This window comes from Zooshikella ganghwensis DSM 15267 (assembly GCF_000428585.1).
GTDB classification, from domain to species: Bacteria; Pseudomonadota; Gammaproteobacteria; order Pseudomonadales; family Zooshikellaceae; genus Zooshikella; species Zooshikella ganghwensis.
Genome location: NZ_AUAF01000162.1, coordinates 1 through 9,227, shown reverse-complemented (window position 1 = coordinate 9,227; position 9,227 = coordinate 1). Strand labels below are relative to the sequence as shown.

Genomic DNA, 9,227 nt, shown 5'->3' with positions numbered 1-9,227 from the left:
TCGAATTGAAAGGGTTTGGCTTAACCCTGATAACAATCAAATGCTAAATCATTAGTGTAGGTTGGTTGATGCGACAACTATCTTGACAAACAGCGCTATGGACTTAATGAACTTCTTTCGAAGGAATTTTGATATAGGTTCTCTGTTCCAGTCCATCGTTTTCCCTCGGCAGCAGTGCATAGTTTAATTTTTATGGCTTCGCATATTTACCAAGGGAGCACAATCAATCCCGCATGCAGGGTGGTGTGGGGAAAGCTGGTTAGATACCAGCTCTTACCTGATTAGGCATTAACTATTTCACTGTTCCGATATAAGCTGGGGCTGGAGCATTGCCATATGTTGGTAATGTAGAGCATGAACCTTCACCAGGGTAATAGAATATTGCCTTCTTGGAGTTATTTTGAGTGCTTTGCAGCATGCTCACCCAAAGTGCACAGGTAACTGTATCGATACCTTTCCACGTACCTTTTGAATTGCAAATATACGTAAAGTCATTTCTCCCACTGTGAAGCACATTTATATCACCATTTCCGTATACCAAAACTCTATTTACAGTTACTTCGCAATGAAACGATGCATAAAGACTTGACGACGATGCTAGCGCCATAAAAAAAGCAGCCCACTTCATACTATTTCCTAATTTGAACTTTGTATAACTATCAATGAACGTCACTCTGATGTAAAACATTACGTAGGAAGGACGCATAAACCATTATTATTTTAACTGGTTCTCACTATTTTGGCTAGGCTTATGAGATCAATTTTGTTAATGAAGTATCACTGATGATTGCCTATTACCGAGACAGGTAAGTAGTGCTTGCATTTATCCAATAGAGATTTAATTAAATTTTATTTTGTATATTTATGTTTGCTCATTTTATTTTTAATAAATAATATGATTTTATCCAGTAGAATAAGCTCTAGCAATGTGAGTACCATTGTTAAAAAAATCCAAAAATAAACATGAATCTCTGAGGGTTTTTCTGATCCATAAATGAAATTAATTACCACTACTAACAAATACCTCTGATTAATATATTGAAAAATTAAAAATATAATAAATGCCTTTATAATCAATAAACTACTGCCTAAAAAAGTATGAGCCAATAGCTATTCTCCTATGCGTATTATTTTTAACCTTAGAAAGAGTATATGAAATACTATTATTGTAGGAGAGATTCCCTACCTGAATTCACCAAATCACCCATTAATCTATCGCTTTGAACTCCAGCGCCCTTAGTGCTCCTCCCTCCCCTCAGAATACTCAACCCCCTCGAAAAAACTTCCGATAACCGCTGTTATCGGCTATTTTGACGATTTTCGCGTAAAATAGTATCAATTTCCGTATTATGTAATACCCATTCAAGTAATTAAGTAGTGAAGCCTGCTCAATTCTAGGTTATCCCTTTTTTTGCTTCATACTGCCGTGAATGCTAAGTCGGTCTCAGCCACTATACTGAAATCAAACACCATGATTCGTACTGTGACCAGAGCTGATGTATGAAAATACCCTATGATGCTATTCGCCAGCACCCTCGGCCTGGTGAGTCTTGCTACTTACTGTTAGATGGGGCTAGCGAACCAGGATTACTTAACCGTATTTATGAAAAAGAAAAAGCACCACAGGTGTTCCCTCTTTTTGAGCATACACCTTTTGCTGAATTAAGTGATTTATCACCCTTGCTGGTTAAAACAGACCCCTTAGGCCGTTTTTTTATTGATTATTTATACCGAGGTATTACCCGGCACTGGGGATTAGTGCTAAGCAGCGACTTTCCATTTGAACAACTGGTGCAGCATGCGCAATGGTGGCTGACGGCCAATCACCCGCAAGGTGGTGAAATGCTGTTTCGGGCCAGTGACCCTCGTATTGTCTGGCGACTGCTTGCAGCATCAACACCTGAACAACATGAATACTGGCTAGGTCCCTTTGCTTCGGTGGAATGCCCTATAGTAGACAGCGAGTTTGATCACTCACCTGCTATTAGACCGCATCCTACATTGAGCGTTATGGATGCTTGCTGGCTCAGTGTGACCAACTCAAATCCGACCTACGATGTACATCATTATGAGCAGCCACAAGCATTTACTGCACACCAAATAGCCGCCATGGCCCAGGCTCCTAAAGTTAACATACTACAAACACTGCATAACTACGTTACCGAATATCACCCTCACTTATTGCACCAGGCGTCATTAGTAACGGCTATTTATCGATTTATGGGTCAGTTTAACCGCCATACGAAGGCTTTAGTGCCTGATGATGCACTTAGGCTTAAACAGTCTAATGCTGTAATCCATGCGCTTAATGCCCTCGCAGAAGGCTTGCAATGTCAGTCCATTAAAGAAACGTATTTATTGACTAATATTGTCGCATTATTGGGCGAAAAACTATTTAGGGGGCAACATTACTTAGCTATTTACCAACTGATCACCCAGGCTGGCAAAAGCCCCCTTGAAGAGCGGTTAACAGAAGCCTACGCCCTTGCAAAACAGTATGGGGCAAATTAGTCCATGAGCAGTGATGACACAGATAACAGTCCTTACGGTAAACCAGCTAATGCCGACGAAGCCATGGAAGAAATTGCTGATGGCGGTACACAAGATGGCATAGCGCACTGCCCAGTGACAGAAGAATTTATTTATCTCTACCCAACCCGCTACGCCTTAGTAGAAAAAGATGTCGAACACCCTGCACTCGCTCCTGGCTTTGATTCACTCAGCAAACCCATAGGCGTGCGATTAGCCCGTAAAGGGTTTGTCTATCTGTTCCACTCACTGAAGCCTGATGAATTACTGTCGTTTGAAATTCAGGATGACAGCCAACAGTCTGTCTATTGGAATAAACAGGATAGTGTCGGTAAACCCAGCGTATTAACAGCCCCTATTAAATTACTCCGCCAAGGCTTTATTGAGGTGGTGTATTCTGAAGTTGCCTGGACAGATAACAAAATAACGGAAGTCAAATCAGACTCTCGTTTACGACGTCAGTATATGCAGCGGGTGGACCTCGATGATTATGACTTTGGTCATGGGGCAAAACATCTCGTGCCATTAAGCAGTATCTCAACAGTACTCAGTGAGTGTATGGACAAAAATCCTCCTGAGCCGTTTTCTGAAAATGAGCCTCACTTACCGTTTGAAAAAATTGGTTTTAGCTGGTCTTCCTTACCTTTGGCACCCGCATCAAAAGGTAAAGTCATGGTTGAAACCAAAGGGAGTTCATATAATACCGCGCTCTTGGTACTGCACGACATACTCGGGGTATTACACGATATTGATATGCATGCAGAGTGTATATATCGAGAAAAACGTGAGTGGTATGAAAATAATAAACAAGCCTTGCATGCCGGACAATTTGTTCAAGGGTTATATCAAGTCAGTGAAGGCGATTTAAGCAATCACTTTAAGCAAGATCAGGCCACCAAAAACCTGGAGCCATTGGATCAACAAAGCCTAAAAGACTATACCCGTGTTGCCGAGTTGCGTTATCAAGCTAGCCTATTGCGTATAAAAGCCGCTCAACAAAAACGTTATGGTCAACGGGAGAAACTGTCGTCTAATTGGACTCAGCGCTTTAAAGAACTCAATGCAAAAGCTGACGAATTAGAAGCGCAAGCCGAACACCTTGAAGAGCAACTGGCCTGTCAGCATGGCCATCATGCCCACTATAAAGACGCTGTAGAGCAATACAGTAAGGGAAAACTCAGTATGCTCAAGGATGACAGCCCATGGAACATACCTCGTATTGAACAGCGTGTTCGTCTCAAACCTATGAAAGCCTTTTTAGCCAATGCCGAACAGCTGGCTGAACATATCGCTGACCTCGAAGAAGACAACAGCCATGATCGAAATAAACTGCTACCGCGTATCAATAATGCGCTCTGGTATTTCGATATACTGGTCTCTGATCAAGTGAAGCACCTGCATGAAACCCACTTTCGTTGCATTGCCAACCTCTGCGGTGATGCAGAAGGCAAAGGCGTTGATTTAGCACACAAGCTGTATATTGATGAGTTTGGTGAAGAAAACCGCGCCTCATTATTTATTACCAATTACAGTATCGAATCGGCCAATGAAATTAATAATGCCTCCAATACGACCGATGATTTAAAAACGATTCTATCGACGGCAAACGATGTCAGTGAATTAAAATCATTGCTTAAATTGGATCAATTTCCAGAATTAACAGAACACCTTGAATTACGTGGCAGTATCATTGCAGCATTAACACCGGCATATATCCGTGAGGTTACACGCACCTTCGGTCAGCTCAATAACCTGGACACCATGACACGCGCTCGACGCGTGATTCGTCACACCAACGTCAGCTTTGACTTGCTTCTGGTGAATGCCGCCGCCAATGATAATTTAATGATTCGTTTGCCCAATGCAGAAGCTACCAATGAATTTCAACGCGCATTGAATGAACTGGGACAAGATCAAGGCGTTATTCGTACATTAAAAAATAAACGTAAGAATATTCGTCAGCAAATTAAAAAAGCGCAGCAGCGCCGCGACTGGGCAACAAACCAGGCATTACATCAAGAACTGGAGGCCATTAAACAAACGTCTGTAGAAAAATGGCAGTCATTGCAAAACGCAAGAGCAACAGTTCTAGCTTATACGTCCCCTGTAGACCCTACTCAGGGTATGAGTGGCTTTAAGATTGAGGGACTCAGTGACGTAGAAATAAATACCCTTAATCAGCATATTGAAGGCTTCCGAAGTGGCATGCTGACGAACTATGGACAGGGGCATACGCTCAGTAGTGTGGGTAGTAGTATCAGGGCCATCTTTATTCCAGTGTTATTGTCCATTACCAATATTTTTAATGCATTTTCGACATTGGAAGAGACAGCGCATAAAGAAGATAGGAGCTTGTTAGACCAAACTGAAATTGCTGCAGATGTCATAGGTGCTTTTACTGCTACAGCATCTGTTGGCGTTGAATTATGGCGACAAAGTATTGAAGGAGGTATTCAGAGGGGAAATCCTTTTCTGGTTAATACGTTAGGTAAAGTTGTTATTATTTCTACCCTATTTTTAAGTTTTATTGATGGGTTAGGAGCACTATCAGATAACGTTAAAAAATTTAAAGAAGTAAGTGATGCACTTGAAGATGATGACTATATAGCAGCAGCTGGCAATGCAACCTCTATACTTGGGAATACCTTCGTACTGGTGGGTAATGCACGACAAGGGTATTACGCTTTTAAAGCATTCGAGTATGCTCGCTTACATGGCATGAACTACGGTGCTGCACTGGCTCGCTTTGCAGGCCCCATTGCCAGTGCCATGCCTTGGTTAGTCATTGGCGGCGTGTTTATCCTGATTGGTGAAGCACTGTATGAGATTTATAAATCACCACCGATTATGGTATGGGTCGAGCGTTGTTATTGGGGTAGGCAATCTCAAGGTTGGAGCTATCAAGAAGAACAGCAGCAATTAGCGGATGCGATTATGCGTCCACGAATTGAAGCTCAGTACTATGTTGAGGGCTATACAGAAAATAAACAATACGACCTACATGCACAATCCGTTCGAACACATAACATGGTGGATATCACGATTTCGATTCCTGGAATCAAACGTAGTAGTTTTGTGGTATCTGAACACGCTACTCCTATACAGCAGAGTGAATCTCCCTTACAAATTGGTATTGCTGTAACCAACAATTATCAAGAGCAAGATATTACTTTTTATCTGTTAAATACGGCCTCTGCAGCATTTAATCATAATATGTTGCAGCTTAAATTATTTGTTTCAAGAGAGGCATTAAAGAATGCATCCAGCTTAAGTTTTAAATTTATTTCCAGGCCCGATATGGCCTATAAGCCGGTACAGCAAGCAAAAAACTATGTTAGATATACCGTTAAGCTGGACGAATTTCAGTATAAGGATGATGACAAGCCAGGTATGGTTCCTGCCCTTGAAGATAATGATACATTGCCAGGAGAGCAGCGTATGAAGCTGTTTGCCATTAATGATGCCTGGTTGAATTATGCAGAAGACCCTGGAGAAACTGATGTATAAGTTCTCTGATGTTGAGCACAGTGATGGTGTGACCTCACTAATCTTGTCGCCATTACCCATATGGACAGGTTATAAGGCCGCAGATCCTTTAAACGTACTGACAAAAAAAAATGATGTATTTATCGATATTGGCAGTGGCAACGCCAAGGCGGCTTTTGAGCTATTGTACTTTGGGCTTTCTTCAAGTGGGTTATTTTGTGTATGTCTGTACTTTTTCATTCAAACAATTGCACCAAGTCGTGAGCCAATAGCATGGTCTTTCATATTAGTTCTGGCAGGATGTTGGTCTGTTTGGTTACTTATTTGCATTTTTATCATTGTTTATTCCCATTATAAACATGGCAAAGAAAACATGCAGACTCGCTTCAATCGACAACGCCGTGAAGTCGCTTGGGTGGATGATAAAAAACAACTTCATCTTGTGCCTTGGGAATCTTTTAAAGCCTGGGTCAGTAGCGCCAGTACGGTGGGTGACAGTGTCGCTTATCGGAGTGCTTTATTGGGTATGGGCCCTCCAGCCTACGATGATCCCCATGGTTTTATTGGGGTATGGCGTATGCCTTGTGGTGTCGAACTCTCAGGGATTATGCAGTGGGAATGTATCCGCTCCTTTATGGAACTAGGGCCTGAACACATTCCTGATGTTGATCAGAGCCAACGAGACCCAAAATTACATTACCAAAAACGGCAAGCATTGCGTACCCAAGGAGAATGGGGTGCTTGGATTAAGCACGTTATTGCGGATTGGTTTATGGGCCGCTTTTGGGCGTTTAAATATGCCGCCTTAAAAGAACGGTTATACAGCGTTGAATTTTCGCCTGAAGCGGAAGAGTGGTCTAAACCTTTACCCGAAGAGCAATGGGCTAAGCCTTCTGCTGAGCTAGTTGAACTCGAAAAAAAGTGGCGACAACGTTACAAACGTCGTGAGAAATTCTTTGATATGGAACGTCGTATTGCTGAGGCGAAAGCTGAAGGGCGCTATTATACGCCAGTTAATGAGTAGTACTGAGCTAGCATCGAGACAAAACCAATAGAGATTTTGAAGGGTTCACCTAAGACGGGTCACCTATACTAATCATTATGCTTGGTTTATAGAGTTTTGATGATGCTTGCTGCGAATGAATCCATCTTCCATGTCACGCTGCCTGCCTGTAGCGCAACCTTTAACGTAACGTCGTTTATTGGCCATGAAGCCATTTCTGAGTGGTTTAAATTTGATATTCAAATGGTCAGTATCAGTGATGATATTGAGCCTGAGGATATGCTACTTCAGTCGGCAACGCTAACCATTGTCGGTGAAGACTTTGAGCTACATGTGAATGGAATTATTAATCGTTTTAGTAAAGGTCGAAGTGGCGATAAATACACTGAATATAGCTTTTACATTGTACCGAAGCTTTGGTATCTCACCAAGCGAATGGATTGTCGTATTTTTCAGGAGCAGACCATTCCAGAAATTATTCAGTCTGTTTTAGAAAGTGCGGGTTTTAAAGAAAAAGATGAGTTTATTTTTAAACTAACCGGAAAATACAAACCGCATACGTATATCGTTCAATACAATGAAACGGATTTTAATTTTATTTCCAGGTTATTGGAGCAAGAAGGTATTTTTTATTTTTTCGAGCACCAACAAGATAGCCATAAGTTGATCGTGTCAGATCATAACACCGCGTTTGGTCCTGTCGCTGAGCAGCAGGTTGAGTTTCATGGTAAGACCGGGTTAGTGCCTGAGCATGAAGTGGTTGATGAACTCCGCTACACTTGCCAACGCACAATAGGCAAAGTGGAGCTGGACGACTATAACTTCACTAAGCCTAATCTGGACCTGCATGTAAAGGCTATCAATGGTGATGAGTCACTGTGTGAGTACCAATTTCCAGGTGGCTATCAGTTACCAGAAGATGGGCAGCGCTATGCCCAGCTTCGCTTGGAAGCTCATAATACCTTTGCCGAAAAAATAGATGCAAAAGGCACCTGTCGTCGATTATTACCAGGCTATCAGGTTGAGCTCATCCGACATCCTCGATCCTCACTGAATCAGTTGTATATTATCTGCCAAGTAATGCATGAAGGCGTTCAACCACAAGGTCAAGATGAATATACCGCTGATGAAGGCAGTCGCTACCGCAATACGGGCATTTGGATTCCCAAAACAACCCCGTTTCGTCCTTCCCTTCGCGCTAAAGCCCCTAAAATGCCAGGTAAACAGTCTGCCGTAGTGGCGGGTCCCAAAGGTGAAGAAATTTACACCGAGCGTTTTGGTTGTATTAAGGCCCAGTTTCACTGGGATCGATTAGGGCAATATAACGAACACTCATCGCGCTGGTTGCGCGTCATGCAGACCTGGGCCGGTAAACAATGGGGCGCCTTGCTTATTCCTCGTATTGGACAGGAGGTAACGATTGACTACTTGCATGGAGACGTAAATCAGCCTGTTGTGACAGGGGTTGTTTATAACGGCCGAAAATACCCTCCCTACCCATTGCCTCAACAGAATACCCGTTCAGGCTTTCGTACTGACTCGACAATCGGTAGTGGTGGATACAACGAGTTAAGTTTTGAAGATAAACAAGGCGCTGAACAAATACGGATACATGGCGAAAAAGACAGTGATCTTCGAGTAAAAAACGACAGTCGTGAAGAAGTAGTGGAAATGCGCCACCATGAAATCGTGGAAAATCACTACCTGCTAATAAAACAAGATAATCATTTAAAAGTAGATCAAAACCACGAGCGTGTGGTTAAAGGGGAAATCCACCATCACGTCAATCAAACATTACATGTGCAGGTAGATGGTGAGCATTTGTTAGATAGTGGACAACAGTGGCATGTCAAAAGTGGTCAAAAAATCGTGATGGAGTCAGACCAGGAAATAGTATTTTATGGTGGTGGCAGTTTTATCAAAATAGATCACAGTGGCGTTTACATAAAAGGTCCGAGTTATAACATCGGAGGTGGTTCAGCGGCGGGGGCTCAACAGGCTATGCCACAATCCCCTGTTAGGCCAATGGAGGCTGACCGCGATCGTTCTGGCTTCGTGTCTGAACACAAAATTGACCTCAATAAACAACGACAAACACTTCTTGCATCCATCAAAAAAGTAGAGCCGTTTTGTGCAATATGCGAAGAGAAAACATCTTAAAGTGAAATACTCTTTCTTGTTATAGCCATTGGTAATGCTCACGTCAGTT

At 42.4% G+C, this 9,227-nt stretch carries 4 protein-coding genes; all 4 read left to right on the top strand.

Annotated features, from left to right (window positions below):
* Nucleotides 1-1,500: 1,500 nt before the first annotated feature.
* The 4 genes from F607_RS0122105 to F607_RS0122090 all read left to right on the top strand — a co-directional run bounded on the left by F607_RS0122105 (nt 1,501) and on the right by F607_RS0122090 (nt 9,178).
* Complete coding sequence (locus F607_RS0122105) at nt 1,501-2,511, top strand: DUF4123 domain-containing protein (RefSeq protein ID WP_027709812.1); 1,011 nt, start codon at nt 1,501-1,503, stop codon at nt 2,509-2,511.
* A 3-nt stretch (nt 2,512-2,514) separates the two neighbouring features.
* A complete protein-coding gene (locus F607_RS0122100; RefSeq protein ID WP_027709811.1) occupies nt 2,515-6,036 on the top strand; it encodes a toxin VasX in 3,522 nt (1,173 codons plus the stop codon).
* Nucleotides 6,029-7,039, top strand: coding sequence for a hypothetical protein (locus tag F607_RS0122095; protein ID WP_027709810.1), 1,011 nt, complete (start codon nt 6,029-6,031; stop codon nt 7,037-7,039). Before F607_RS0122100 ends, F607_RS0122095 begins: the two co-directional genes overlap by 8 nt.
* Before the next feature lie 99 nt (nt 7,040-7,138).
* Nucleotides 7,139-9,178 (top strand): type VI secretion system Vgr family protein, encoded by a 2,040-nt coding sequence (locus tag F607_RS0122090; RefSeq protein ID WP_027709809.1) that lies wholly within the window; start codon nt 7,139-7,141, stop codon nt 9,176-9,178.
* The last annotated feature ends 49 nt before the right edge of the window (nt 9,179-9,227 follow it).

Coding starts and splice junctions, on each gene's coding strand:
- F607_RS0122105 (WP_027709812.1), top strand. CDS start 1,501: ATGAAAATACCCTATGATGCTATTCGCCAGCACCCTCGGCCTGGTGAG.
- F607_RS0122100 (WP_027709811.1), top strand. CDS start 2,515: ATGAGCAGTGATGACACAGATAACAGTCCTTACGGTAAACCAGCTAAT.
- F607_RS0122095 (WP_027709810.1), top strand. CDS start 6,029: ATGTATAAGTTCTCTGATGTTGAGCACAGTGATGGTGTGACCTCACTA.
- F607_RS0122090 (WP_027709809.1), top strand. CDS start 7,139: ATGATGCTTGCTGCGAATGAATCCATCTTCCATGTCACGCTGCCTGCC.